Origin of the sequence: Janthinobacterium sp. 64 (assembly GCF_002813325.1) — a bacterium.
Lineage (GTDB): Bacteria > Pseudomonadota > Gammaproteobacteria > Burkholderiales > Burkholderiaceae_D > Janthinobacterium.
Map to the genome: position 1 here is coordinate 3,400,346 of NZ_PHUG01000001.1, position 25,869 is coordinate 3,426,214.

The following is a 25,869-nucleotide window of genomic DNA, read 5'->3' on the forward strand; positions in this document are numbered from 1 at the left end:
CTCATGCGCTGCGGGCCTGGCGCTCGGCCTGGTATTGCTCAATGCTCAGGCAACGCAACATTGATTGCCGGCCCTCTTCGCTATGCACGAAGCCCAGGCCGGCAACATAGGGTTCGATGATATGAATCTTCTGCAAGGGCGTGACGATCAGCAATTGCAGATTCATACGCTTGAACAGTTCCAATCCATATCGCGCGGATTCATCCGAACCGCGGCCGAACGCCTCATCAATCACGACAAAACGGAAGGAGCGTGAACGCACGACGCCCCACTCCAGGCCGAATTGGTATGCCAGGCTGGCGGCCAGCACGGTATAGGCCAGCTTTTCCTTCTGTCCACCGGACTTGCCACCTGCGTCAGTGTAATGTTCGTGCTCGCGATCATCTTCACGCCAGCGCTCGGAGGCAGAAAACACAAACCAGTTGCGCACATCGGTCACCTTGCGCGTCCAGCGCTTGTCCACCTCGGCGCTCCCGCTGCGGCCACGGAAGCGCTCGATAATCGTTTTGACCTGCATAAATTTGGCTTCCGTATATTCTTCATCGCTCGATCCCGTCAGCGCTCCTTCGGTGCAGGCACGCAAGTCGACCTGGAAATCGCGCAGGTCAGCGTCCAGGTTGGGCTCGGCCTCCAGCGCGATATAGCGGTTGGGGTTGTAATCGATATCGTGCAGCGAGCGGTTGATGATATCGATACGTTCGCGTATGGTTTCCCGTTCGCGCTTGAGCTGTGATTGAAAGCCAGCAATTTCGCGTATCGTGTTTTCATTGAGCAATTCCTTGAAGCGCTGCGCAAAGCGTGGCAAGTCATCGGCCTGCAGTGCCGCCAGCATCTTGCCAAACTCGCCGGCGGCATTGATGCTGACATCGACTTCACGCGTATCGAGCGGCCACGCCGTGACGTAATCACTCATGGCGTTGATGATACGATCGCGCAAACTGGCGATTTTCTTGCTGTCAGCATCGATACGCGCCTGCAAGAAAGTGCGCATGTCTTTTTCACGGTTGTCGCACGACTCCACCGTCAGTTTGTGTTCGCCCAGCGCTTCCCACTGTAGCCGCTGCAGCAAGGGAAAATACAGCTCACGCGCGTGCGACGGCGTGGCGTCCAGCAACTGTAGGCAATCGCCCAAGTGAGCGCTGGCCTGCTCCTGGCGTTCGCTGAGCCTGGCATGCTCGGTGGTGTGGCGGCTGATGTCGTCATCCGTTTTGGCTTGCGCTTGCGTCAACGCCTCAAGCTGACCCTGCAGCTCTTGCAGCAGATCGGACGCCGCTTCCAGTGCCTCTTTTTCACGCAGTAATTGTTCGATCGCCAGCAGCAAGGGTTTCCAGTCCAGTTCGCCGAAATGCTGGAACACCGCCAGTTGCTGCCAGTGACCCAGGCGGTCCTGATGCGTTTTGACATCAATGCCCAGTGCACTGATGCGTGCACGATGGGCGGTGATGCGCAATGACAAATCACGCGCCTGCTTTTCCAGCGCCGCGATCTTGGCCTGGTTGGTCCAGCCCAGCACATAACGGGTGCGGTCTTGCAACGGATGACGGTCATCCTTTTCATGGCGCTCGCCACCCGCCTTGATCTGGCCGTTGCGCGTGATGGCCAATTTTTCACGTTGGAATTGCTGCAGCGATTCACAGCATGCGTAGTCGAACCGCCGCGCCAGTTCACCGGCTATCCATGGATAAAACGCCGAATCAGGCTTGATGGACAGCTTGCGCACCAGGGAGTCCGGATGCAGCGGCCGTGCTTCCGGTACATTGACCGCGCGTACCCGAAAATACACCAGGCGCGCTCCAAGATGGCTGCGGTCCACCCATGCCGCCACCGCCGCATAATGGGCTTCCGGCACCAGCAGCGCCAGGCCGAAATTGTGCAGCAAACGTTCGGCCGCGCCCTCCCACTCGCCCGCATCGTCGCGTACCTGGATCAACTCGCCAACAAAGGGCAGCTCATCACCATCGAGATCAAGCGCGCCGCACAGCAAGTCACGCAGTTTCAGCATCTGGCCTGGAATATTCGAGCGGCGCTGGCGCAACGATGCGAGCTCCGCCGATAACTCGCCATGGCTGGCCCCCAGTTCGCGCACCATGACACCCGCCTCTGTCAGGCTGTTCTGGCACTCGTCGCGCTGCGCGACGCATTGCGCCTGGCCACTGTCGATGGCACGCAGATTGGCGCTGAAGCCTTCGTCATCGGCCGCACCAGGCAAACCCAGCGCTTGCGCCAATTGCTCGTAGAGCGCTGCGCGCCGCGCACGCTCATCCTTCAGTGTTTGCCGGCGCGCGATCTCGGCGTCGATCTGCGCCAGGCGATTGCCGCCGTTGGCGGAAATGGCTTCCCGTATTTCATCGCGGCGCAGGCCTTGTTCGCCGCGTTGCTGTTGCAGCCGCTGCAGGCGCGTGGCGGTTTTTTCCAGTTCCAGCACCAGTTGTTTCAGGCGGCTTTCCAACAGCTCACTTTTCAAGGCAGCGAACCACGGCCGCAGCGCTTCGCGGCAGCCGCGCAACTGTTCATCCTGCTGCTGCAAGCTGGCGTGGCGTGCGCAATCGGCAGTGAGCGGCAGCAATTGCTCGATCTGTTGTTTTGCCTTGAGTACAGCTTCGTGCGCCCGATGCAGATCATCGAAATGGGCAATCAGGGCGGCAATCCGCTCTTCGACAGGAAATGCTTCGAGCATGTGCTCACGTACGAAGTCGGTCAGGTTGCCGACCGATTTCATCGACACCGTCTGGTGAAACAACTCCATCGCCTGTTCATTGCCGATGCCGAAACGGCGGCGGAAATCGGCACCATACGGTGGAAAACTGTCGTACAGGGTTATACCCTTGCTGGCGCGCAGGCGCTTGCGCAACTGGGTGATATCGCTACCGAAGCCGGCGAACTGATCCGCGATCGACAAGGCGCTGTCCGCCACCACATAAAAACGCTCGGGCTGGCCGCGCGCATCCTTGAGCCAGAAGACCTGCGCCAGAGTCACAGTCTGGTCGTAGCCTTCGTTATAAAACACGCCAAGGATCACGGCATAGGTATTCTGGTCGCGCAAGGTCACCGCGCGCGCCGTACTACCCGTGTCACCGCGTTCTGATTTGTAATGGCCGAGCACATAGGTACGCAGGCTGCGCTCATGCGCGTCGGCACCGGCGGCTTTGTTATAGGAAATCTTTTGAGCGGGAACCAGCAAGGTGGTAATCGCGTCGACCAGCGTCGATTTGCCCGAACCGATGTCGCCGGTCAGCAGCAGATTGTCGCCGCCCGGATGCAGTTTCCACACGCGCGCATGAAAGGTCCCCCAATTCAGGACTTCGAAGTGATGCAGCCGGAAGCCCGCACGTTCAAGTAGCGCCGGCTCCGCAAAATCTAATTGGGAACTTACGCCGTCCTCATGATCCCGCGCCGTCATTCCGCCTCCTCCGACAGTCCCGCACCATGACTGCCGTAATCGTTCAGGCGTTGTTCAAAATCGCTAAGCCATTGCGCGTCGACAAAGGCCTTCAAAATGCGCCGCACTTCAAATTGCTGATCCTGTCCACGCAAACGATACAGGAAGCCCAGTTCGACCACTTTATTCAAATGCGTCTCCATGCGGTCAAACAAACGCGCTTCATTGGCGGTATCGGGCAGGAAAAGGCGCAATTGTTCGGCGATCTGCTCACGGCTGACAATTAAACGCGTGTCGCCAGCATGGCTATCGAACTCCGCCAGCTTTTTACGCAACAGCACCAGGATCAAACTGACCGGATAACTGAGCTGGCGCCGAGGCACCAGACGCGGTAGTACGACTTCCCCTTCCGGCGTGGCACGCTGGCGCAGATAAGCATAGCCCTCGGCTTCGTCGAGTATCAGTTCCAGGCCGATTTGCTGGCAATAATCGCGCACGCGCGCTTGCAACAGCAGCAGTGGTTGCCATAAGGCGACATCGTTTTCCTGGTACAACACGCCTTGCATCAAGGCGATCAGGATCTGGCTGTAATGGGTTTCGCTGGAAGAATTCATCATGCACTGAAAATAAGAAGAGGCACTGTGGCAAGCCGCGCACGACCCTGCGCATCGCTCCAGTGTATCGTTTCTTCTTGCGTATCGTCGATCACGCTTGGCAACTCCTGCGTCGCCAGGCTCAGATAAGTGGCCAGTTCCGCCAGGCCTTGCTCGAGCGGGTATTCGGCGATCAGCGTGCCGAGCGACACTTGCTTGCGCTGCTGTAGCGCGCGCCGGATATTCGACGCCAGTTTCAGGCGGTCGACATGGAACTGCTCGAACAAGGCATCCGACGGCACCGGTTCGGCGGCCTCATCGAGCACGCCATGCAAAATGACGGGTTTGAAGGGCGGCGTAAACAAGGTGCGATCCATTGGCGCCAGTATATTCGGCGCGGCGGCATCGATCTCGATAAAAGCGGCATGCTCGACCACCGCGCGCGCATCGAGCGCCTTTTTTTCTATGTCGCGTATCAACTGCATGATGCGGCGGTTTTCCAGCCAGGCCTGATCGTCGAGATAGCGTCGCAACTGTTCCGACAAACGGGCCACCGTACGCTGCGTCACTTCGCCCGCCTCCAGCCAGTCATAATGAATACGCAGCAAGCGGCCATCAGGGGCCAGTTCGCGTACCGGATCGAGCGCCATTACCGCATTCAACAACGCCGTCAATTCATCCTGGCGAGATGGCGACATCAACAAATCCCAAAAGGCGCGAAAACTCTTGCCTTCATCGGAATCGGCGATCACATCGCGCTTGCCGAAAATTTCCTGCAGCAATTCGCCCTTGCTGCCTTCCCAGGCGGCGATACGTTCACGCACCGACCGATCCAGGCTGCGAAAATTATGTTCGACGGCACGAAAATCGGACAATAGCTCGCGTGCAGTGGACGACATTTGCAGGAAGCGTTCGCGTACTTGACCAGGCTCCATCATATCGAGTCGTCCTTGGGCGATCTGTGCGATTTCTGCATCGATGGCTGCCTTGCGTTTCTGAAGCTCGGCGATGCGGGTACGGGGATTCAATTCCGTGCCGTCGAGAATCTGCCGCAATAAGTCGAACACTGTCATCAGGCGCGATTCGGTGCCGATGAATTGGCGTTGTTCCAGGCCAAGCAGCCATGCGATCGCCTGTTCTGTCGGCGAGGTCAAATCATAGTGCGGTTCATCCTGCCCGCTTGGATAATATTTGCGTAGCCAGCCTCGTTCATCGGAAGCCCAATCGTCCAGATACGCTGTCGCGCTTTTGGGAAACAACACCTCGCCAGCCAGTTCATGCAGATGATACAAATGATCGTCCAGATGCGATGCCAGTTGCTGGCGTGCGATGGTACGGATATTGGGAGCAATAAAATGACGGTGCAGGAAACTGGCGATCATCGGTGCATGATCAGCGGCGAGCAAACGCCAGGCCGGATGGTTGCGGCGCTGGGCAGAAAGTTGTTGATAGTCCATCTGTACGCATTTTGAGTCTATTGCGTACTGTAGCACCGATCAATGTCTCAGCTCTTGATAAATCGCCAGACGAAAAAAAACCCGACCATTGCTGATCGGGTTTTTCTCTACTGCGTATAACAAGCCTGACGATAACCTACTTTCACACTGGTTGCAGCACTATCATCGGCGCAAAGTTGTTTCACGGTCCTGTTCGGGATGGGAAGGGGTGGGACCAACTTGCTATGGTCATCAGGCATAACTTGTACTGGCATTTGTCCTCAATGGAGCGACAAAGCCTGAATCTGGAAGAAGCAAAGATTGGGGTAATGACTGGTAGTATCAACAAACACGCAACGTTGTACCGTCTTATCCTCTGTACCTGCTAAGGTTATAGGGACAAGCCGTACGGGCAATTAGTACTGGTTAGCTTAATACATTACTGCACTTCCACACCCAGCCTATCAACGTCCTGGTCTCGAACGACCCTTCAAAGAGCTCAAGGCTCTGGGAAATCTCATCTCAAGGCAAGTTTCCCGCTTAGATGCTTTCAGCGGTTATCTCTTCCGTATTTAGCTACCCGGCAATGCCACTGGCGTGACAACCGGTACACCAGAGATACGTCCACTCCGGTCCTCTCGTACTAGGAGCAGCCCCCTTCAAATTTCCAACGCCCACGGCAGATAGGGACCAAACTGTCTCACGACGTTTTAAACCCAGCTCACGTACCACTTTAAATGGCGAACAGCCATACCCTTGGGACCGGCTACAGCCCCAGGATGTGATGAGCCGACATCGAGGTGCCAAACTCCCCCGTCGATATGAACTCTTGGGAGGAATCAGCCTGTTATCCCCAGAGTACCTTTTATCCGTTGAGCGATGGCCCTTCCATACAGAACCACCGGATCACTATGTCCTACTTTCGTACCTGCTCGACTTGTCAGTCTCGCAGTTAAGCACGCTTATGCCATTGCACTATCAACACGATGTCCGACCGTATCTAGCGTACCTTCGAACTCCTCCGTTACACTTTAGGAGGAGACCGCCCCAGTCAAACTGCCTACCATGCACTGTCCCCGATCCGGATAACGGACCAAGGTTAGAACCTCAAACAAACCAGGGTGGTATTTCAAGGTTGGCTCCACGAGAACTAGCGTCCCCGCTTCAAAGCCTCCCACCTATCCTACACAGATTGGTTCAAAGTCCAATGCAAAGCTACAGTAAAGGTTCATGGGGTCTTTCCGTCTAGCCGCGGGTAGATTGCATCATCACAAACATTTCAACTTCGCTGAGTCTCGGGAGGAGACAGTGTGGCCATCGTTACGCCATTCGTGCAGGTCGGAACTTACCCGACAAGGAATTTCGCTACCTTAGGACCGTTATAGTTACGGCCGCCGTTTACTGGGACTTCAATCAAGAGCTTGCACCCCATCATTTAATCTTCCAGCACCGGGCAGGCGTCACACCCTATACGTCCACTTTCGTGTTTGCAGAGTGCTGTGTTTTTATTAAACAGTCGCAGCCACCAGTTTATTGCAACCCTTTCACCCTCATGGAGTAAACCAATCAAGCTACCGGGGCGTACCTTTTCCCGAAGTTACGGTACCAATTTGCCGAGTTCCTTCTCCCGAGTTCTCTCAAGCGCCTTAGAATACTCATCTCGCCCACCTGTGTCGGTTTGCGGTACGGTCTCGTATGACTGAAGCTTAGAGGCTTTTCTTGGAACCACTTCCGATTGCTTCGTGAACAAGTTCACTCGTCTCAACCCCTTGAATTCCGCACCCGGATTTGCCTAAGTGCCTTCTATGAGCCAAAAACCAACTATTCCAACAGTTGGACAACCTTCCGCGATCCGTCCCCCCATCGCATCATACGACGGTGCAGGAATATTAACCTGCTTCCCATCAGCTACGCATCTCTGCCTCGCCTTAGGGGCCGACTCACCCTGCTCCGATGAACGTTGAACAGGAAACCTTGGGCTTACGGCGTGGAGGCTTTTCACCCCCATTATCGCTACTCATGTCAGCATTCGCACTTCTGATACCTCCAGCATCCTTTACAAGACACCTTCGCAGGCTTACAGAACGCTCTCCTACCATATCCAATAAAGGATATCCGCAGCTTCGGTGACTGGCTTAGCCCCGTTACATCTTCCGCGCAGGACGACTCGATCAGTGAGCTATTACGCTTTCTTTAAATGATGGCTGCTTCTAAGCCAACATCCTGACTGTTTTAGCCTTCCCACTTCGTTTTCCACTTAGCCAATCTTTGGGACCTTAGCTGGCGGTCTGGGTTGTTTCCCTCTTGACGCCGGACGTTAGCACCCGACGTCTGTCTCCCAAGCTCGCACTCATCGGTATTCGGAGTTTGCAATGGTTTGGTAAGTCGCAATGACCCCCTAGCCATAACAGTGCTCTACCCCCGATGGTGATACTTGAGGCACTACCTAAATAGTTTTCGGAGAGAACCAGCTATTTCCAAGTTTGTTTAGCCTTTCACCCCTACCCACAGCTCATCCCCTAATTTTTCAACATTAGTGGGTTCGGACCTCCAGGGCGTGTTACCGCACCTTCATCCTGGCCATGAGTAGATCACTTGGTTTCGGGTCTACACCCAGCGACTGATCGCCCTATTCGGACTCGATTTCTCTACGGCTTCCCTATGCGGTTAACCTTGCCACTGAATGTAAGTCGCTGACCCATTATACAAAAGGTACGCAGTCACGGAACAAGTCCGCTCCTACTGTTTGTATGCACACGGTTTCAGGATCTATTTCACTCCCCTTCCGGGGTTCTTTTCGCCTTTCCCTCACGGTACTGGTTCACTATCGGTCGATTACGAGTATTTAGCCTTGGAGGATGGTCCCCCCATATTCAGACAGGATGTCACGTGTCCCGCCCTACTTGTCGTACGCTTAGTATCACCGGTCCGATTTCACATACGGGGCTATCACCCACTATGGCTCCTATTTCCAGAGGATTCTGTTATCGGTCCGACTATCACGTACAGGCTCTTCCCATTTCGCTCGCCGCTACTTTGGGAATCTCGGTTGATTTCTTTTCCTGCAGCTACTTAGATGTTTCAGTTCGCCGCGTTCGCCTTGCATACCTATGTATTCAGTATGCAATACCCTAAAAGGGTGGGTTGCCCCATTCGGAAATCTGCGGATCAAAGTGTGTTTGCTCACTCCCCGCAGCTTATCGCAAGCTACTACGTCCTTCATCGCCTGTAATCGCCAAGGCATCCACCATGTGCACTTATTCGCTTGTCCCTATAACGTTAGCCTCTGATAATCGAAACTATCAAAGAGCGCTACAGGGATAAGAAAGTACAACGTTGTTGCTTGTTTGTTGATACATACAATCATTACCCATCGATTCGCTTTTTACGGCAAACCGATCAATAAATAATCTTTACTTCTTCCAGATTGTTAAAGAACATACAGCACTTGGTCTCGAAAAGACCAAACCTAAATTCAATCACCGATGTGATCAACTTACGTTTGAACTTTTGGTGGAGGATGACGGGATCGAACCGACGACCCCCTGCTTGCAAAGCAGGTGCTCTCCCAGCTGAGCTAATCCCCCTAGGGTATTTCCAGACTACAGAAACTGGTAGGGCTGGTTGGACTCGAACCAACGACCCCCGCGTTATCAACACGGTGCTCTAACCAGCTGAGCTACAGCCCCAAATGCTGTTCTTTATATTAACAGCCGATAAGTGTGAACATTTGATGCGTGAATCATTACTGATTCGTGCAAACTCTAGAAAGGAGGTGATCCAGCCGCACCTTCCGATACGGCTACCTTGTTACGACTTCACCCCAGTCACGAATCCTACCGTGGTAAGCGCCCTCCTTACGGTTAAGCTACCTACTTCTGGTAAAACCCGCTCCCATGGTGTGACGGGCGGTGTGTACAAGACCCGGGAACGTATTCACCGCGACATGCTGATCCGCGATTACTAGCGATTCCAACTTCATGCAGTCGAGTTGCAGACTACAATCCGGACTACGATACACTTTCTGCGATTAGCTCCCCCTCGCGGGTTGGCGGCGCTCTGTATGTACCATTGTATGACGTGTGAAGCCCTACCCATAAGGGCCATGAGGACTTGACGTCATCCCCACCTTCCTCCGGTTTGTCACCGGCAGTCTCATTAGAGTGCCCTTTCGTAGCAACTAATGACAAGGGTTGCGCTCGTTGCGGGACTTAACCCAACATCTCACGACACGAGCTGACGACAGCCATGCAGCACCTGTGTACTGGTTCTCTTTCGAGCACTCCTCAATCTCTCAAGGATTCCAGCCATGTCAAGGGTAGGTAAGGTTTTTCGCGTTGCATCGAATTAATCCACATCATCCACCGCTTGTGCGGGTCCCCGTCAATTCCTTTGAGTTTTAATCTTGCGACCGTACTCCCCAGGCGGTCTACTTCACGCGTTAGCTGCGTTACCAAGTCAATTAAGACCCGACAACTAGTAGACATCGTTTAGGGCGTGGACTACCAGGGTATCTAATCCTGTTTGCTCCCCACGCTTTCGTGCATGAGCGTCAATCTTGACCCAGGGGGCTGCCTTCGCCATCGGTGTTCCTCCACATATCTACGCATTTCACTGCTACACGTGGAATTCTACCCCCCTCTGCCAGATTCTAGCCTTGCAGTCTCCAATGCAATTCCCAGGTTGAGCCCGGGGATTTCACATCAGACTTACAAAACCGCCTGCGCACGCTTTACGCCCAGTAATTCCGATTAACGCTTGCACCCTACGTATTACCGCGGCTGCTGGCACGTAGTTAGCCGGTGCTTATTCTTCAGGTACCGTCATTAGCAAAAGATATTAGCTCTCACCGTTTCTTCCCTGACAAAAGAGCTTTACAACCCGAAGGCCTTCTTCACTCACGCGGCATTGCTGGATCAGGCTTTCGCCCATTGTCCAAAATTCCCCACTGCTGCCTCCCGTAGGAGTCTGGACCGTGTCTCAGTTCCAGTGTGGCTGGTCGTCCTCTCAGACCAGCTACTGATCGATGCCTTGGTAGGCTTTTACCCTACCAACTAGCTAATCAGATATCGGCCGCTCCACGAGCATGAGGTCTTGCGATCCCCCACTTTCATCCTTAGATCGTATGCGGTATTAGCGTAACTTTCGCTACGTTATCCCCCACTCTAGGGTACGTTCCGATATATTACTCACCCGTTCGCCACTCGCCACCAGAGCAAGCTCCGTGCTGCCGTTCGACTTGCATGTGTAAGGCATGCCGCCAGCGTTCAATCTGAGCCAGGATCAAACTCTTCAGTTTAATCTCTGTTACTTTGCCCTTTTACAGGCACCATCATTGCTGATGGGTCGCTCACTCAAAAAACTGACAGGCTACTTCCGAAGAAGTATCCTATTTCATTATTTCTTGTGAACATTTGATATTTTAAGTTAGACGCCAATCCGAAGATCGACGCTGCACTTACATCAAATGCCCACACTTATCGACTGTTAATTGTTAAAGAACTGTATTCGGTACTGCTTTCGCGTTATCGACAAAGCGTTGTGTTTGTCAGCTGCGAAGAAGGAAGAGTATGAAGCATTTCACTACATCCGTCAACTCCTTCTTTTCTCGTCTCACTCGGCATTTGCATGCGTCGTTCAGCGAGGGGGCGAATTATAGCCAAGGTGCCGCGGCTCCGCAAGGGCCATTTATGGCAACACGAATGACTTCACCAGGGTCAGCTCGCCGGCGGCCCGCATCGGCACCTGGAAGCTCTGCAGCTTTTCACGCGGCGTGCCTTCGTTGGTAATGACCGATATGCGGGCGACGGTCAGCATGGCGGTATTCTCGCCGCTGCCGTAGTAATTCACATAGACGTGATAATTGCCCTTCACGGGCGCGGCGCTGGAAAAGATTTCCGGGCCATAACCGGTGGTTACGTCCACATCCAGCGCGCCACCATCTTTCAAGACGCGATTGCCGTACCAGGCGTGGCCACCGTCCGGCGTGACCACATGCATATCGAGGTCGGTGCCGGCGCTGTCCCAGGACAGCACGATGCGCAAGCGCGCCTGCGTCTTGCCCTGGTAGCTGTCGACGAACTGGGTGCGCGCGCGGCTCCTGCCATCGGGCGAGCGCACCTCCACACTATTGGAGCCGCTGCCGAAGCCATAGGGACGGCCGTAGCTGCCATCCTCACCCACTTCCATCGGCATTGCCACGCCGTTGACGACCAACGTGGCGGGCTTGCCCTTGACGGCGCCGGCGATGCGCCCCCGTATCTGCGCCGTCTCGGCCTGGCCCGGCTGCAGGTTGACCGACGCGGCGGGGTAGTTGACCGCTTGCGTGTATTCCTCCTGCGCGCCGGCCGAATTACGCCAGCCGCCCTTCGGCGCATCGATGGTGACCTGGGCCTGCGCCCACAATGGCAGCAGCAACAGGGAGCACAAAGGGTAAAGAGGTAGTGTCTTCATCGTCTCAATACTTGAAAGTCTTGACCAGCGTAAGTTCGCCGATACCGCGCAAGGGCACGACAAACTCCTCGCGCCGCTCGCGCGCGGTGTTTTCGTTGAATACCAGCGTAATGCGGCTGGTAATGATGGGCCGCTGGCGCGTGTTCTCGTCGAAGTGATAGCCGTCACCGCTGAAATTGCCCCAGTAATTGATCCATACTTGGTACAGCCCGCGCATCGGTGACGTCATCATGAAATTTTCCGGTCCTGGGCCGTCGACGGTATCGGCATCGAGCCCACCACCGTTGCTCAGGGTCGGGTTTGACCAGAATGCATGCTGACCATCGGGCGTGACCACATGCAGGTCGACCTCGGCCTGACTGTCGTCCCAGGCCGCGATAATCCGGATCATGGGCTGCGGCCGGCTGCGGTCCGCCTCATAAAACTGCACGCGCTTGACCGGCTTGCCGTCGGGCGAACGAATCTCGATGCTGTTCGAGCCGGAACCGAAAGAATAGGCGCGCGCGTAGCGGCCATCATCGTCCGTGTACAGCGGCGTCGGATTGCCATTGACCACCAGCTTGTGGACAGTCCGGTTTTTTCCCGCCTTCTCAAGCTCGCCGCGTATCATGCGCCGGCCACTCTGCGCGCCACGATCGATCAGCGAGTAGGGATAATTGACCGCCAGCGCATCGGACTTGTCCGTCAATCCCGCGCGGTTCCAGCCGCCAACGGGGGCGGTCATGCTCTTGTCGGCGGCCTGCACACAAGGCCCGGCCAAGGCCAGCACAGCTGCGCCCGCGATCGGGACGAATACATTCATATCGCCTCCAGGTTAAGGTCGACGAGCCGGCGGGCCAGCCGCTCGACATATTCTTCGTCCTGGCCGCGCGGATGGTTGCGCAGGCCAAGGTGCAGGTATTCATGGGCCAGGGTGATGCGGTCTTCGCGCGTGGCCAGCGGCCGCATGTAGATACGGTTGCGCGACTGCTCCGAATACGGCGCGCCGCTCTGCAAGGCGCAAACCAGCGGCGCTTGCGGCGGCGCCTCGTAGCCGGCCTCGCGCAGCAGCACGCGCTGCCAGCGCGGCACGGAGCGCGCCAGCCAATCCTCGTTCTGCGCCAGGCGCCGGCAACGCGCGCCGGTATTGCCAAAGGTGCTCAGCGCGCCGCCAGGATAGGCCGTCGCCAGCAATTCATCATAGTGCTTGCCTTGTTTCGCCTGGCGCACCGCCTCGCTCCACGCCATGGTCCCCTCGGACGCCTGGTGGCTGTGATAGCGCACGGTGACGCCGTCGACGATCAGCTGGTCGGTCCAGCGCGCAATCGCCAGCGCCGCCGGCGTGGCCGGGCTGGGACTGACGCGCTGGGTCGCGCTGCTGTCGGCGATCTGCTGGCAGCCCGCCACCGTCACCGCGTTCTGCTGCAAATACGTGCGCGCAGCGATTGCCAGCGCCTTGGCCGCTTCCGGCTCGCCAGTACCCGCTTCGCGATCGAGCACGCGCGCCACATATTCATTGACGCCGAAGCGACCGCGCAATTGCGGACGGCCGCCCTTCTCTTGCAGCAGCATCAGCTCACCGCTGCTGCGCAAGGCGAGGTTCTGGCCATTGTCGAATTGCACATGGTAGCGGCCATTCAGCGGACCGGCCACTGCCACGCCACGCTCGCCGCGCACGGCGCGAATCGGATAGCGCTTGAAGTAATCGACCACCACACAGCCGCCATCGTCGGCCGCGCCCACTTTCGGCAAGCTGGCGGCCAGCCTGGGCGCCCACTGCTCAAAGACATTGCTGCTGCCGCCCGCGCCGCCAAACCAGATCGGCGTGCCGTCGGCCAGCCAGCCGGCAGCGCCGCCGATGCGTTCGTCCGCCCGGCGCTGCTCGTGCCAGGAATACGTTTTGACGCGCAGCTGGCTGCCGAACCAGCGTGCCGTACCGGCGCCGCGTCCATCGAGCACCACGCGCAGCAGCGCCGCTTCCGCGTCCACGCGGCTGGCGGCCGGTATGCTGTCGAGCGCGCGCAGCAGGCTGTCCAGGCGCACCAGGCGCTTTGGTGCCAGCTGCGCGGGGTCGGACAGCCAGGCAAAGTCGCCTGCCGGTGCGCTACCCAGGCGGCCGGTCCAGTATGTGCGCCACGGGGTGGCCGTGATCATCAGCCGCTTGGGCGAGAAAAAAGGGCCGCACGATTGCGCCAGCGCCGCGTCGTGGCCGATGCTCTGGCCCGCATCGCAGCAATACACTTCTTCCGGATCGCGGCCGCCACAGCGGTAATCAGGCATCGCCACCTTGTTATCACTCGCGTACACATACACGAAGAGCTTCCACAGGCTGGCCAGCGGCACTTGCCGCGCGCCGTCAAACGGTGGCGGCGCTGTGCCGCCCTGGCGCAGCTGCCGCACTTCGATTTTTCCGTCACGCCACCAGGCCACATCCAGCGAGGCCGAAAAAGCGGGCGTCGCCAGCAGCGTGGCAAGCATCAAGGCCGGACGTGCAAAGTCCATCACTCGACCTTCAACGCGCGCGTGGTCTTGCCGCCGCCTTCGAAGGCTTTCTGCTCCGGCTGATACATGCGGTAAAAGCGCGCCGGCGGCAGCACGTAACTGCCCTTCTGCGCGAAGCGAATCAGATGGCGCACGGTCACCTCGCCGGCCAAAGGCTCGACCGGCACGGCATAGCCGTCGCGGCGCTCCGTGTGGCGCGCGCGTTCCAGCGCGGCCGGCTTGTCGCCCGCCATGACCATGCCCCAGGTGGTCGATTCAACCATGGCGCCCGGCGGCAGCGCCACTTCCAGCAAGCCAAAACGGTGCTGCGCGCCCGGTGCCGCTTTCAAGGTAATTTCATCGAGGTACAGCGCGTCCGTGCTGAGCGCTTCGCCCGGCTTGACCTGCTCCGTCGTGTAGCCGCCCTTGCCCGCCTTCATGCGCAGGATGCGACGTTCGACGGCGACCGGCAAGGTCTGCGCCTCGGCCGCGTGACTGTCATACTGCAGCACGGCCACCGTGCCGGCCGGCGCCGCGGTCGATGCAGCGAGACGCAGTTTGTCAGGCAAGCCCTTGGCGTCAAGCCAGCGCCAGACCGGCTGGCCACTGCGGCTGTCGCGTTTTTGCCAGGCGCCGTCCAGCGCAACGACGGGTCCCTTGCCAAACGATACGCCGCCCAGCTTCTTTTGCACCCACATTAACGTCATCGCGCGGTCCAGGGTCGGCATCTCGGCGCGCACGCCGGCCAGCACCGCGTCGGCCTGGGTAGCCGGCACTTCGCCGGCCAGCATCAGCAAGGCCTGCGCCACCGGCGCTTTCGAGTCGCGCAAGACTTGCCAGGCGCTGGGCACTTGCAGCTGCAACCCATGCGGCAATTCGATGCCATTTTCTCTGGCGACCAGCGCCACCAGAGCCAGCGCCATCGCTTGCGCCTCGCGGTCAGAGGCACCGCCCAGCAGCAGGCTGCCGCTGTCGCCCGCCTGGCGCGGCTTGCCGCCCAGGACGGCGATGGCGCTGTCGTCCACCAGGCCCGCCGCCAGGGTCTGCGTCGGTAACCCCATCTCGCGCGCCATCCACAGCACCAGCGCGCGGTCGCCCATCGCATCCTTCAAGCCATGTTCGCTGTAGACGGCCAGCAGCTTGTTCCAGTGCTCGGGCGGCAACTCGATGCGCAGCGCGCGCGCAGCGTACCAGTCCGCGTAATAGGCGTAGGCCGTCATCAGAGCATTGCCGGCAGTGGCATTACCCCACCAGCCGAAGACGGCGTTCGGACCGGCCATGGAGACCAGGCGCAGGCGCTGCGCGGTCAATGTGGCCTGCAAGCGCTCACCCGCCGCGCCGGCGTCCGGCCCCAGGCTTTGCGTGGCCAGCGCCAGCGGAATCAAACGGCTCGCCGTCTGCTCCACACAGCCATATGGATAGTCGATCAGATCGTCGGCAATGCGCGCGAACTGGCTGGCCGCGCCTTGCGCGAACGAGACGCGGATATTGCGCGCATCCGCCGGCAGCTTGAGGGGAATCTCACCGGTGGCGCCATCGAGCGGCAGCACCAAGGAGCGCGGACTGCTCCAGGCCGCGGGCAGGGTTTGCATGACCGTGTCCAAGGCGTCGACCAGTTTGCCATTCTGTTTCAGCTCCAGGCGCAGCGGTCCGGTAGCGCCAGCAGCGAGCGGGAATTCAACGTAATTGACACCCGGTTTGGCAGACAGTTTTTCCGTCTTCGGCTGCGCTGCGCCAGAGAGAACGACGTCGAGCGCCTGCTCCTTGCCCGTCTGGTTGAATACGGCCACCGAAGCACGCGGCGCATCGCCGGCGCGCATCCAGTCGGGCGCCGTCCACTTGGCATAGAAGTTTTTATCGGAACGCAGATAGGCGGTGCGCTGGCCGACGCGCCCTTGCTCATCCATCGCGCGGCCCGTGATCCTCCAGCGGGTCAGCGCATCGGGCATGGTGAAACTCACGCGCGCATTGCCATTCGCGTCGGTTTTGAGCGATGGCGCCCAGTAGGCCGTGTCGATATTGTCGCGGCGCGGACGTTCCAGCACCTTGACGCCACGCTCGTTGTAATTGTGGCGTGCCGGTGCGCCGGCCGTGCGGCCCTGCGCCATATCGTAGCTGATGAAGGACAGGCTGGCCGTGGTGCGCACGTTGTTGCGGCGCGGGTGATAGAAGAAGTCGCCGATGTCCGGCGCGATTTCCGGCTGCAGCACATAGATCATTTCATCGACCACGCCCAGCGCCACCATCGTGCTCAAAGGCTTGCCATCGAGCGTCGCCTTCACATCGAGCGTCACCTTCTCGCCAGGCTGGTAGACCTCCTTGTCGCTCTTGAACTGCAGCGCGATGCGCGGCTCGATCACTTGCAAGCCGGCGTTCTCGAAGACGAAGTCGCCATTGCGCGTGTACGCCACCGAGAACGTCATGTTCGGGCCATGCTCTTCTTTTACCGGGATGCGCACTCGCCACTGGCGCGGCGCCACCTGCTTCGCCTGGTACCAATCGGCGGCGCCGGCCATCAGGCCATGGTGTTCCACCTTGTCGCGTTCTAACGTGAACAGCGCCTGCTCGACCTTGTCGGAAAACGTGATCAAGGCTTCGGCCGTGTCGCCCGGACGATAGCGGGCGCGGTCCAGCACGATCTCGATGCTGCCCGGCGTCGTCTGCACGCCATCGCCCGACACCCAGTGGCTGGCGGCGGCCAGCAGGTTGCCGCGCTCGTCGCGCAGCGCCAGCTGATACGAGCCCGAGGCGGGGAACGTCACATCCCAGCCCTTGGCGTTGGGGTCGAACGCGCCGTCGGTCTTGCTCTGTTTTTCCAGCTGCACCATTTCCCAGCGCACGGGCTTGGCCGCGCCCTGGCCGTCGGCCAGCAAGTCAAAATGCACGTTTTGTCCCGGATCGGAAAACTGGCGCGTGGCCTTCAACTGGTAGCTGCTGCTGGATCGTTCTATCATCAACTCGCGCGTCGCCTTGACGCGGTAAGCCGCGCCATCGGTCGCCAGCACGGTCAGGATGTAGCGCGAAGGATCGGCGGCGGGTGGCAAGCTGAAGTCCACATTGCCGCTGCCGTCGCTCGTCACTTCCTCGGTCTTTAACGCCACCGGGAACAGGCCGCTGTAACGCAGTTCGCCTTCAACCATGGTGTTTTGCTGGCTGCGCAGCGACAAGGTCATCTTCGCGTTTTTCACCGGTTTGCCATCGGGGTAGCGCAGCGCGATGCTGCCCTTGACGGCCTCGCCCGTCTTGAATTCCGGCTTCGAGGGCTGGACGTTGATTTCAAAGTGCGGCTTGACGTATTCGGCCACGCGGAAGGCCGCGCCATACGCGCCATCCTTGTAATTGAAGCGCAGCTCATAGCCGCCGGCGGTCGCTTCCGTGGGCAGGCGGAAGCGCGTGTCGGCGCCCGTGTCGCCGGACAGCTGCAGCGTTTGCGTCAGCAGCGGCGTGCCGTTCGGATTGAGCACGCTCAAGCTGATCGGCGCAGCGGCGGCTGCCTGCGAGTTGCGCGCGGAGGTGAATTCGCGGCCCAAAAACTTGACATTGACTTCATCGCCAGGCCGGTACAGGGGCCGGTCGGTCACCGCATAAATCTTGGTGTTATAGATTTCGCTGTCATAGTAAAAATTCTCGGACACGAACACGCCACCGTCGCGGTCCTGGCCCAGCACATACGTATGTTCCGGGCTGCCGCGCTCGAGCGAGGCGACGCCGTCGGCACCCGTGGTGGCCGACTGCAGCACGCCCGTGCCATCGGTCCACGCCACATTGGCGCCAGCCACGGCGGCGCTGTTGTCGCGCCGCGCCGTCCACACCAGCATCTGGCCGGACGAGACCTTGGTGACAGCCACCGTGTCCGACACGAATACCAGCGTGGTGGCACGGTGCTCGCCGATGATCGCTTCGATCAGGTACAGGCCCGGCTTGCGTTTGCCCAGCGGGATCATCACGTTGCCCGCACCGGCGACGATGAAGTCGCTGCTGGAACCATCGAGCTTGACGCCTTTCGGCGGTGCGATGGCCTTGGCTTGCCAGATCGGATAGCGGAAGCTGTCGACCAGTTCCATGCCCTTGATCGGCTTGTACTGCGGATGGTTGGCGAATACGGTGCGCCGGCGAATCGCGTCGTTCGTCGCCAGCTGCGGCTGCTCTTTCGTGACGGCCAGGCGCGCCTCGCCGGAAAACAGCTTGCGCCAGGCCAGGCGCGACTGCTTCCACCAGCGATCCCACAAAAAGCTCAAGGTGTTGGCCAGGCCTTCGCCCTGGTAATTGCCCTCCACCTGGATGCGGTGCAGATTGCGCTGTTTTTTCAGGAATTCCATCGCTTCGGGCACGCGATAGACGACGATGTCGGCGCCCGAATACGCTTCCAGGTTCATGCGCCCCATGTCGCGGCCCGGCACTTCCAGGCGCACGCGCGCTTCATCCAGACTGCCGTAGCTGGCATCCGACAGCAGGAAGAACGGCTCGCCCTTGAAGGTGCTGTAGTTGCTTGGTTCGCGTTCCTGCGCCGAGGCGCTGCCCAGCATGAGCAGCGCGAGAAGGCCCATAAATAGCAGCCTCATGATAAAAACGCCAGCCGGAACACGCCGGCGAAATTGGGATTGTTGACCACAGGTTGCCACCGCGTGTCCTTCCAGCTCGTGAGTTCTTTGATATCGACGGTCCGCAGACCATTGTCGTCGGGGGTGACGGTGCCGGTGTGGTAGGCGATGCGCGCCCCCATCCAGACCATCAAATGCTGTTCGTCGCCCTGGTCAAAAAACAGCAGGTCGCCGGGCAGCGCCTGACTGATTTCGCGGGCGATGAAACGGCTGTTGTGCTGCACCAGCGCCAGCGCCGTGACGAAGTGGCCGACATTGCCGCCTGTCTGCACCCAGCGGTTGCGCAAGGCGGCCTGGGCCGCGCTCAGTTCCAGCTCGGGCGGCAGGCGCCGGTCGCTGGCAATGCCGTTCGCATGCAGCCACTTCGCGTCATGCACGGTAAGCGCTTCGTTGACGGCAAAGCGCACCAGGCCGGCGCAATCGCGGTGCGTCCAGCGCGGCGACGGCCCCCGTTCGATCTGCGCATTGACGATGCGCAGCATCCAGGCCTGGAAGGCGCGGCTCTGCGCCTGCGACAGCTGCACTTGCGGATCTGCGGCCGCGCGCAGGGCCCAGGCGGGGATCGCCACGGTGGCGGCGCAAGCCGCCAGCGATCGCAAGGCGGCACGGCGTCCATGCCGCCCATGCCACAGCGTCATCGCGCGGCCTCCTGCCATTCCAGCGTTTCCCACGACGTGCCGCTGGCTGGCTGCCGCTTGAGCACCATGCGCAGCGGCGGATATTTTTTCAAGGCGTTCAGGCGCGGCACCAGGTGTTCGTTGGCGGCTGCGCGCAGTACCGGTTCATTATTCGCCGGCAGGGTGTCGAAGGCTTCCAGCTGGATCAGCCGGGCCAGCGATGCCGGCGCGATCAGGCCGATCGTGCGCGCGCCATCGGGCAGCAGGTCGCTGGCGGCAGGCGCTTGCTTGCGGCGCACGGCCAGCACCTGGTCCACCAGCTTGCCATCGGTGGAAAAGACAACGGTATTGCCGGCCACGGCCAGCGCCGGCGTGGACTGGCCCAGCGCCGTGGCGACGCTGCGCTCCCAGCGAACGGCGCCATCTTTACCTGTCGTTTTGCGCACGGGGTCCTTGCCGCCGATGGCCGCCTCGAACAGGCTGCCATAGACCGCGTCATCACCGGCCTGCGCACTGCGCGTGGCGACAAACACCGGTGTATGCAGGCGCGAGTTACCGTACCAGCAGGCGGCGGCCGGCCCTTGCAAGTGTTCGGCCAGCGGCGCCACGGGCGCGGAGGTCTTGCTGCCCAGGCGCTTCAACACAGGCTGCAGCGCGGCCCAGTCCACCGGCACGCTGAAGCAGGCGCTCGGGTTGTGCGGCAGCTGCGGCCACAGGGCGCTGCTGTCGTAGCCGCCGTTTTTCAGTTTATCGGCATTGAGCAGCACCTTCGATTGCCAGGCGCCGTGTTGAAAATCGAAGCGCAGCGCCTCTAAGGCGCCAAACAAGGGCTGGTAGCCGAACGACAGGAAATCGGCCTTGACGGCGATGCTGTGGCCCTCGGGCGCAGCGCCGTCGAGATGGAACTGCGGATGAAAAACGTTTTGCTTGGCCGGCTCTGGCGCCAGCAGGCTGGCCACGGTTTTCTCGGCCGTGCCATCGCCATGCTTGCCATCGCTGCCGCCATACAGCATGCCGGGATGGGACAGGATGACCAGGCGCTGGCCGTGCGCGGCAAACAGCAAGGTGCGCTGGTAGGCATAGTTCAGCGCGTAGACGGGCACGCTGTCGCCATCGACGCGCAAGCTGCCGGCCACGCGCATCTGCGTATCCTTCAAGGCGATCTTGCCCGCTTCTTCCAGCAAGCGCGTGAGCTGGCTGCGCGACACGGCAATGGCAAAGTGCTTGAGCGAGCCATCGGCATCGCGCCACAAGGCCACTTCCGCCGGCTGGTCCAGCACCATGCGCAGCAGCTGGTCGCCCCAGCCCAGTTCATGCTCATAGGCGATGCGGCGCAAACTGCCCTTGAGGCCCAGCCGGTCTTCGCTTTGCTCGTAATAGAACAGGAAATCCTCACGCAGCACGTCGCGCGCCAGCGGCACCGTCAGCAGGTCGCGCGGCAGGGTCGACAGGCTTTTCGTGCGGACCAGCGCATCGGGCCGGGATAGATCGAGCTTCAGGCCGTTGACCGGCCCCATCGCACCCCAGCCAAACGCGCGGTAGCCGATCAGCGCGGCGGCCACCACGGCCACGCCAGCAAGCGCCCCGAGCAGGACTTTTTTAGTGAGTACTTTTTTCGCCAGCACCGTGTATCCCCTGTTGCCCTGCCGAAGCATTGCCAAGTTAGTAATTATTGACAAATGGTAACATGACATTTGTGGCCGCAGCGCACAGCTGACGCGACAGCGTAAAATAGCGGTTTCGCCGTTTTCATCGCCTCCCATGACCATCCTGCTTTCCACCCTGAACGCCCGCTACACCCACGCCTCGCTGGGATTGCGCTATCTGCTGGCCAATATGGGGCCGCTGCAGGCGCAGACGCGGCTGCAGGAATTCGTCATCGGCACGAAAACCACGGAACTGGTCGAGCGCATCCTCGTCAACAAGCCGCGCATCATCGGTTTTGGCGTATATATCTGGAACGTCGAGGAAACGACGAAACTGGTGGCCATGCTCAAGCGCGTGGCGCCCGAGGTCATCATCGTGCTGGGCGGGCCGGAAGTGTCGCACGAGGCGGGCGAGCAGGAAATCGTCAAGCTGGCCGATTACCTGATCACGGGCTGGGGCGACGTCACCTTCCCCAGGCTGTGCGGCGAGATCCTCAACGGGCCGAAGCCGCTGATGAAGATCCACGCGGGCGTGCAAGCGCCGCTGGCGGAACTGCAGCTGCCCTACTCCTTGTATACAGACGATGATATCCGCCACCGCACGATTTACGTGGAAGCGTCGCGCGGCTGCCCGTTCAAGTGCGAGTTTTGCCTGTCGGCGCTGGACAAGACGGCCTGGCCCTTCGCGCTGGAGAACTTCCTGGCCGAGATGGAATCGCTGCATGCGCGCGGCGCGCGCCTGTTCAAGTTCGTCGACCGCACGTTTAATCTGAACATCAAGACCAGCCTGAAGATCATGCAGTTCTTTCTGGACAAGATCGAGGCGAATCCGGACGATCCGATCTATGCCCACTTCGAACTGGTGCCAGACCACTTGCCCGACGCCTTGAAAGAAGGCATCAGCAAGTTCCCGCCCGGCGCGCTGCAATTCGAGATCGGCATCCAGAGCTTCAATCCGGACGTGCAATCGCTGGTCAGCCGCAAGCAGGACAATCAAAAGGCGGCCGACAACATCCGCTGGCTGTGCGAAGAATCGAACGCCCACTTGCACGTGGACTTGATCGCCGGCTTGCCGGGCGAGGATGAAGCGAGTTTCGCGGCCGGCTTCAACAAGCTGGTGGCCTTGAAACCGCATGAAATCCAGTTCGGCATATTAAAACGGCTGCGCGGCACGCCCATCATCCGCCACACGGAAAACTATGGCATGGTGTTCGACCCGCACCCGCCGTACACCATCCTGGCGAATAAACAGCTCGATTTCATGAGCATGCAGCGCCTCGTACGCTTCGCCCGCTACTGGGACCTGGTGGCCAACTCGGGCCGCTTCGCCAATACGGTGCAATGGATGCTGGGCGATGCGCCGTTTGAAAACTTCATGGACTTTTCGAACTGGCTCTACGCCCATACGGACGCCACCCACCGCATCGCCATGGAGCGCCTGGCCAAGCTGGTGGCGCAATGGCTGCAGACGCGCGGCATGAGCGCGGTCGAGGCCAACGCCCTCGTGGCCAGCGACTATGCGGGTGGCGCGCAAGCGGCAAACCACGCCAAAACCAGCGACCAGCCGAAGGCGCGCCTGGAGGCGGCGATACCGCAGCGGCAGGCGCGCCACCTGGCTTCCTGAAAGCGTGACGATTGAACAGCGGTGGCGGTCTGCGCCATTCTCCCTTAAACTGGCACGATGCCGACTGTACAATCGCCGAAACTGACCCTCTCCCAGACCAGCTCCCAACAGGGAGCCCTTGTCACTGCCAGCGGCACCTGGCAGGTGCACGCGCTGGCGCATGACAATGCCATCAAGGCCATCGATGCCCAGCTCAAGCCCTTGCAGGGCGACACCAAGGCGCAATGGGACCTGTCGGCCATCGACAGCATGGACCATATCGGCGCCCAGCTGTTCTGGAATGCCTGGGGCAAGCAGCGCCCGGCGCAGCTGACGCTGGCGCCGTCGCAGGAAGAGTTTTTCCGGCGCATCGAAGAAACGGGGCCGCTGACAACGCCGCCCTCGCGCGCCAACCGCCTCACGCCCGTGATGAAGCTGGGCATGGCCATCCTGCTGTTTTTCGAGCATTTGAAGGGCTTTATTGCCTTGGTCGGCCAGGTCACGCAGGATATCGGCCGCTTCGCGCGCCACCCGATGCGCGGACCGTGGCGTGAAATTTCCGCCAATATCTTCCATGCGGGCTTCCAGGCGCTGGGCATCACGGCCCTGGTCGGCTTTCTGATCGGCGTGGTGCTGTCCTATCTGTCGGCGCAGCAGCTGCGCGCCTTTGGCGGCGATATCTATCTGGTCAACCTGCTGGGCATGAGCGTCATCCGCGAACTGGGGCCGTTATTGGCGGCCATCCTGGTGGCTGGCCGCTCGGGTTCGTCCATCACGGCCCAGCTGGGCGTCATGCGCGTCACGGAAGAGCTCGACGCCATGCTGGTGATGGGCATTTCGCACGGTTTCCGCCTGATCATGCCGAAAGTGCTGGCCCTGGCCATTTCCATGCCCCTGCTCGTCATCTGGACGGATACGGCCGCGCTGATCGGCGGCATGGTGGCGGCCAAGGTGGAACTGAATCTGTCGGCGCGCTATTTCATCCAAAAGCTGCCGGACGCCGTGCCGCTGGCCAACTACATGATCGGCCTGGGCAAGGGCGTGATTTTCGGCATGCTGATCGCGCTCGTTTCGTGCCACTTCGGCCTGCGCATCAAGGCCAACACGGAAAGCCTGGGGCACGGCACCACCACCGCCGTCGTCACGGCCATCACCGTAGTGATCCTGGCCGACGCCGTGTTCGCCATCGTCTTCAATGGAGTGGGATATTGATGGCGGACAACGATAACGCTTGCAAGGTGAGCGAGGGCACCGAGGGCCGCTTCAACCTGCACGGCAGCGCGCCCGTGGTGGAAATCACCAATCTGTGGACCAAGTTCGGCCGCACCGTCGTGCACCAGGACTTGAACCTGGAAATCGAACGGGGAGAGATCCTGTCCATCGTGGGCGGCTCCGGCACGGGCAAGACGGTGTTGCTGCGCCAGATGCTGGGCCTGGAACATCCGGCGCGCGGCTGCGTCAAAGTGTTTGGCGAAGATATCAACAAGGCAAGTTCTGACCAGTTGCAGCAATTGCGCAACCACTGGGGCATGCTGTTCCAGCAAGGCGCCCTGTATTCGGCCCTGACCGTGTTCGACAACGTGGCGCAACCGATGCGCGAATTGCGCGTGCTGCCCGAGGCGCTGGTACACGACGCGGTACTGTTAAAAATGAACATGGTGGGACTGGGCCCGGAACATGCGCTGAAAATGCCATCGGACTTGTCAGGCGGCATGATCAAGCGCGTGGCCCTGGCGCGCGCCCTGGCGCTGGAACCGAAGCTGTTGTTCCTCGACGAACCGACGGCGGGCCTGGACCCGGACCTGTCGGAAAGTTTTGTTGCCCTGATCCAGTCGCTGCACCGCGAGCTGGGCTTGACGGTGGTGATGGTCACGCATGACCTCGACACTTTGTTCGCCCTGTCCACGCGCATCGCCGTGCTGGCGGAAAAACACGTGATCGCCATCGGCCCCACGCGCGAGGTGATCGAAGTCGACCACCCATTCATCAAGCAATTTTTCCTCGGCGACCGCGGCAAGCGCGCACTGGCCGTCCTCGATGAAAAACAGGCGGCGGCAGGCAAGGCGGCGCAGCCAGGCGACGATGCCGGCACAGACAAGAAAGCGGAGAAGTAATGGAAAACAGATCACATGCCCTGATGACGGGATTTTTTACACTCACCCTGCTGGTGGCCGCGATTCTGTTCGGCGTCTGGTTCAACCGCGACCGAGTGGAGCGCGTCCCCTACCTGCTCGCCACCACCCTGTCCGTACCGGGCCTGAACCCGCAGGCGACCGTGCGCTACCGGGGCCTGGAAGTGGGCAAGGTCGACGCCATCGATTTCGACACGCAAAAGGCGGGGCAAATCCTCGTGCACATCAGCGTGGCGCCCGATACCCCCGTCACCAATACCACTTTTGCCACCCTCGGCTACCAGGGCGTGACGGGCATCGCCTATATCCAGCTCGACGACGAACACGTGGGTTCCAAACTGCTGGGCACCAGCAAGGACAAGCCCTCGCTGATTCCCCTGCGCGCGGGCTTGCTCGACCAGCTGGAAAAGCGGGGCAAGCGCATCCTCGACCAGGCCGAGCAAATCACCAACAAGGTCAACAATCTGCTCAGCCCCGACAACCAGGCCGCCATGCTGGGCGCCTTCACGGAAGTGGGCAAGGCGGCAAAAGCCTTCGGCGCCATTCCACAGCAGCTGGAGCCCACCCTGACGCAATTGCCGCAACTGACGGAACAGACGCGGCAAACCTTGACGGCCGTCAGCACGGCCAGCAAGAACGTGTCGGACTTGACGGCCACGTGGAAAAAGCTGGGCAACGACATCCAGGCACCGGGCGGCGTGCTCGACAAGGTCAATGGCACGGTCGACCGGGTCGGCACTTCCGTGGAAACGGTGGCCAATGGCGTATCGCTGGAAGTCTTGCCACAGGTAATCGAGCTGAGCGGCGAAGCGCGTTCCTCGATGCGCGCCCTGAAAACCACCATGAGCACGCTCAATGAACAGCCGCAGAGCATCTTGTTCGGCGCCCCAGACATCCCGCCCGGCCCGGGCGAGCCCGGTTTTTCGGCACCGGGCAAATAAGGAGAACA

The 25,869-nt window shown here is 60.0% G+C and carries 13 protein-coding genes, 2 tRNA genes and 3 rRNA genes; 4 read left to right on the forward strand and 14 right to left on the reverse strand.

Features of this window, described 5'->3' with window-relative positions:
- Nucleotide 1: 1 nt before the first annotated feature.
- From CLU91_RS14970 to CLU91_RS15035, 14 genes are all read right to left on the reverse strand, one after another.
- Entirely contained in the window at nucleotides 2-3,400 is a 3,399-nt protein-coding gene (locus CLU91_RS14970) for an ATP-binding protein (protein ID WP_100874800.1), read from the reverse strand.
- Entirely contained in the window at nucleotides 3,397-3,993 is a 597-nt protein-coding gene (locus CLU91_RS14975) for a DUF4194 domain-containing protein (protein WP_198521475.1), read from the reverse strand. The genes CLU91_RS14970 and CLU91_RS14975 overlap by 4 nt, the downstream gene beginning before the upstream one ends.
- Complete coding sequence (locus tag CLU91_RS14980) at nucleotides 3,993-5,429, reverse strand: DUF3375 domain-containing protein (protein WP_100874802.1); 1,437 nt, start codon at nucleotides 5,427-5,429, stop codon at nucleotides 3,993-3,995. Before CLU91_RS14980 ends, CLU91_RS14975 begins: the two co-directional genes overlap by 1 nt.
- Before the next feature lie 123 nt (nucleotides 5,430-5,552).
- Nucleotides 5,553-5,665, reverse strand: a 5S ribosomal RNA gene (gene rrf, locus CLU91_RS14985).
- 138 nt (nucleotides 5,666-5,803) lie between these two features.
- Nucleotides 5,804-8,679, reverse strand: a 23S ribosomal RNA gene (locus CLU91_RS14990).
- Between the two features lie 240 nt (nucleotides 8,680-8,919).
- Nucleotides 8,920-8,995 (reverse strand) — tRNA-Ala (locus tag CLU91_RS14995).
- A gap of 25 nt (nucleotides 8,996-9,020) precedes the next feature.
- Nucleotides 9,021-9,097, reverse strand: a tRNA-Ile gene (locus CLU91_RS15000).
- Between the two features lie 79 nt (nucleotides 9,098-9,176).
- A 16S ribosomal RNA gene (locus CLU91_RS15005) occupies nucleotides 9,177-10,707 on the reverse strand.
- Together the 16S, 23S and 5S rRNA genes with 2 tRNA genes alongside form the textbook arrangement of a ribosomal RNA operon.
- A 389-nt stretch (nucleotides 10,708-11,096) precedes the next feature.
- Nucleotides 11,097-11,861, reverse strand: a complete 765-nt coding sequence (locus CLU91_RS15010) for a YfaP family protein (RefSeq protein WP_100874803.1) — start codon at nucleotides 11,859-11,861, stop codon at nucleotides 11,097-11,099.
- Nucleotides 11,862-11,865: 4 nt separating this feature from the next.
- Nucleotides 11,866-12,663, reverse strand: coding sequence for a YfaP family protein (locus tag CLU91_RS15015; protein ID WP_100874804.1), 798 nt, complete (start codon nucleotides 12,661-12,663; stop codon nucleotides 11,866-11,868).
- A complete protein-coding gene (locus CLU91_RS15020) occupies nucleotides 12,660-14,342 on the reverse strand; it encodes a DUF2300 domain-containing protein (protein WP_100874805.1) in 1,683 nt (560 codons plus the stop codon). Before CLU91_RS15020 ends, CLU91_RS15015 begins: the two co-directional genes overlap by 4 nt.
- Nucleotides 14,342-18,883, reverse strand: a complete 4,542-nt coding sequence (locus CLU91_RS15025) for an alpha-2-macroglobulin family protein (RefSeq protein ID WP_100874806.1) — start codon at nucleotides 18,881-18,883, stop codon at nucleotides 14,342-14,344. The genes CLU91_RS15020 and CLU91_RS15025 overlap by 1 nt, the downstream gene beginning before the upstream one ends.
- Nucleotides 18,880-19,560: a DUF1175 family protein gene (locus tag CLU91_RS15030; RefSeq protein ID WP_100874807.1), complete on the reverse strand. Its 681-nt coding sequence runs from the start codon at nucleotides 19,558-19,560 to the stop codon at nucleotides 18,880-18,882. The genes CLU91_RS15025 and CLU91_RS15030 overlap by 4 nt, the downstream gene beginning before the upstream one ends.
- A complete protein-coding gene (locus CLU91_RS15035; protein WP_157814703.1) occupies nucleotides 19,557-21,164 on the reverse strand; it encodes a DUF2138 family protein in 1,608 nt (535 codons plus the stop codon). Before CLU91_RS15035 ends, CLU91_RS15030 begins: the two co-directional genes overlap by 4 nt.
- 136 nt (nucleotides 21,165-21,300) lie before the next feature.
- On the opposite strand from CLU91_RS15035, the gene CLU91_RS15040 reads away from it, so the two are divergent.
- From CLU91_RS15040 to CLU91_RS15055, 4 genes are read left to right on the forward strand one after another with little or no spacing between them, the layout of a single operon-like run.
- Nucleotides 21,301-22,809: a B12-binding domain-containing radical SAM protein gene (locus CLU91_RS15040; RefSeq protein WP_100874809.1), complete on the forward strand. Its 1,509-nt coding sequence runs from the start codon at nucleotides 21,301-21,303 to the stop codon at nucleotides 22,807-22,809.
- 57 nt (nucleotides 22,810-22,866) lie between these two features.
- Complete coding sequence (locus tag CLU91_RS15045) at nucleotides 22,867-24,000, forward strand: MlaE family ABC transporter permease (RefSeq protein WP_100874810.1); 1,134 nt, start codon at nucleotides 22,867-22,869, stop codon at nucleotides 23,998-24,000.
- Nucleotides 24,000-24,902, forward strand: coding sequence for an ABC transporter ATP-binding protein (locus CLU91_RS15050; protein WP_100874811.1), 903 nt, complete (start codon nucleotides 24,000-24,002; stop codon nucleotides 24,900-24,902). The genes CLU91_RS15045 and CLU91_RS15050 overlap by 1 nt, the downstream gene beginning before the upstream one ends.
- The gene (locus tag CLU91_RS15055; RefSeq protein ID WP_100874812.1) at nucleotides 24,902-25,861 is read left to right on the forward strand and encodes an MlaD family protein; all 960 of its coding nucleotides are present in this window, start codon (nucleotides 24,902-24,904) and stop codon (nucleotides 25,859-25,861) included. The genes CLU91_RS15050 and CLU91_RS15055 overlap by 1 nt, the downstream gene beginning before the upstream one ends.
- Nucleotides 25,862-25,869 lie beyond the last annotated feature (8 nt).

What these genes read in the sequence shown, in the direction of transcription:
- CLU91_RS14970 (WP_100874800.1), bottom strand. Translation starts at nt 3,400, where the DNA reads ATGACGGCGCGGGATCATGAGGACGGCGTAAGTTCCCAATTAGATTTT.
- CLU91_RS14975 (WP_198521475.1), bottom strand. Translation starts at nt 3,993, where the DNA reads ATGAATTCTTCCAGCGAAACCCATTACAGCCAGATCCTGATCGCCTTG.
- CLU91_RS14980 (WP_100874802.1), bottom strand. Translation starts at nt 5,429, where the DNA reads ATGGACTATCAACAACTTTCTGCCCAGCGCCGCAACCATCCGGCCTGG.
- CLU91_RS15010 (WP_100874803.1), bottom strand. Translation starts at nt 11,861, where the DNA reads ATGAAGACACTACCTCTTTACCCTTTGTGCTCCCTGTTGCTGCTGCCA.
- CLU91_RS15015 (WP_100874804.1), bottom strand. Translation starts at nt 12,663, where the DNA reads ATGAATGTATTCGTCCCGATCGCGGGCGCAGCTGTGCTGGCCTTGGCC.
- CLU91_RS15020 (WP_100874805.1), bottom strand. Translation starts at nt 14,342, where the DNA reads ATGGACTTTGCACGTCCGGCCTTGATGCTTGCCACGCTGCTGGCGACG.
- CLU91_RS15025 (WP_100874806.1), bottom strand. Translation starts at nt 18,883, where the DNA reads ATGAGGCTGCTATTTATGGGCCTTCTCGCGCTGCTCATGCTGGGCAGC.
- CLU91_RS15030 (WP_100874807.1), bottom strand. Translation starts at nt 19,560, where the DNA reads ATGACGCTGTGGCATGGGCGGCATGGACGCCGTGCCGCCTTGCGATCG.
- CLU91_RS15040 (WP_100874809.1), top strand. Translation starts at nt 21,301, where the DNA reads ATGACCATCCTGCTTTCCACCCTGAACGCCCGCTACACCCACGCCTCG.
- CLU91_RS15045 (WP_100874810.1), top strand. Translation starts at nt 22,867, where the DNA reads ATGCCGACTGTACAATCGCCGAAACTGACCCTCTCCCAGACCAGCTCC.
- CLU91_RS15050 (WP_100874811.1), top strand. Translation starts at nt 24,000, where the DNA reads ATGGCGGACAACGATAACGCTTGCAAGGTGAGCGAGGGCACCGAGGGC.
- CLU91_RS15055 (WP_100874812.1), top strand. Translation starts at nt 24,902, where the DNA reads ATGGAAAACAGATCACATGCCCTGATGACGGGATTTTTTACACTCACC.